The sequence below is a fragment of the Vibrio genomosp. F10 str. 9ZD137 genome (assembly GCF_049974785.1).
GTDB lineage: Bacteria > Pseudomonadota > Gammaproteobacteria > Enterobacterales > Vibrionaceae > Vibrio.
In genome coordinates this window covers 1-1,032 of record NZ_JBNGCJ010000679.1, presented here as the reverse complement: position 1 = coordinate 1,032, position 1,032 = coordinate 1, and the positions used below count along the sequence as shown (strand labels likewise).

2 protein-coding genes are annotated in these 1,032 nt (G+C 45.8%); both read right to left on the bottom strand.

Translation table 11 applies throughout. The features are described from left to right. Nucleotides 1-427 (bottom strand): bifunctional phosphoribosyl-AMP cyclohydrolase/phosphoribosyl-ATP diphosphatase HisIE (gene hisIE / locus ACP45E_RS16300; RefSeq protein ID WP_069585274.1); only part of this gene is annotated, 427 nt, incomplete at its 3' end. Continuing rightward, nucleotides 424-1,032 (bottom strand): imidazole glycerol phosphate synthase subunit HisF (hisF, locus tag ACP45E_RS16295; protein ID WP_069585273.1); only part of this gene is annotated, 609 nt, incomplete at its 5' end. The genes hisF and hisIE, both read right to left, overlap by 4 nt.

Sequence of the window (1,032 nt, the reverse complement as noted above, 5' to 3'; positions counted from 1 at the left end):
TATAAGAGGATTCTGGATCGGCGTCCTTGCGGGCAGCCAATAGCTGCTCAAGTTGATGAAGCCACACCATTTGAGACTCTTCTTGCTTATCCGCATCCCAACATGTTGTGGTACCGGTGTGACACGTAGGACCAATGGGATTGGCCTTGACAAGAAGCGTGTCATTATCGCAATCAAGGGAAATATTCACCAATTGAAGAACGTTCCCTGATGTTTCACCTTTGGTCCAAAGGCGCTCTTTGGTTCTTGAGAAAAATGTAACCTGCTGAGTTTCTGCTGTTTTATCAAGCGCTGCCTGATTCATGTAGCCCATCATCAAGACTTGCCCTGAGGTAAAGTCTTGCACAACAGCAGGAACCAAACCATCGACTTTATTCCAGTCTATTCGTTCAGAAAGATCATTTATCTTCGATACATTAAAACTCATACTCGTACCTCTATACCTTCTGCGTTTAAATATTGCTTCAGTTCACCAATATTGATGACTTGCTTATGAAATACCGATGCAGCAAGCGCTCCATCGACATTCGTTTGTTTATACGCTTGTGCAAAATGCTCCATTGCACCAGCACCACCAGAAGCGATGAGAGGCACATGGCAGACTTCGCGTACCATATTCAATTGCTCGATATCGTAGCCATTACGCACGCCATCTTGGTTCATCATATTCAGTACGATTTCACCCGCGCCTCGTTTTTGCACTTCTTGAACCCAATCTCTTGTTTCCCAGCTTGTGGCTTTGGTTCGCTCTTCATCACCCGTAAACTGATAAACCTGATACTTACCCGTGTCTTTGTCGTAGTATGAATCGATACCCACAACAATACACTGCACACCAAATTTATCGGCGAGGTCAGTGATCAACTGAGGGTTTGCCAGTGCTGGTGAGTTGATTGACACTTTATCCGCTCCAAACTCTAAAATACGGGCCGCGTCTTCAGCAGATTTAATTCCACCAGCGACACAGAAAGGGATATCAATCACCTCTGCCACGCGGGCGACCCAGCTCTTATCCACAACACGGCCATCACT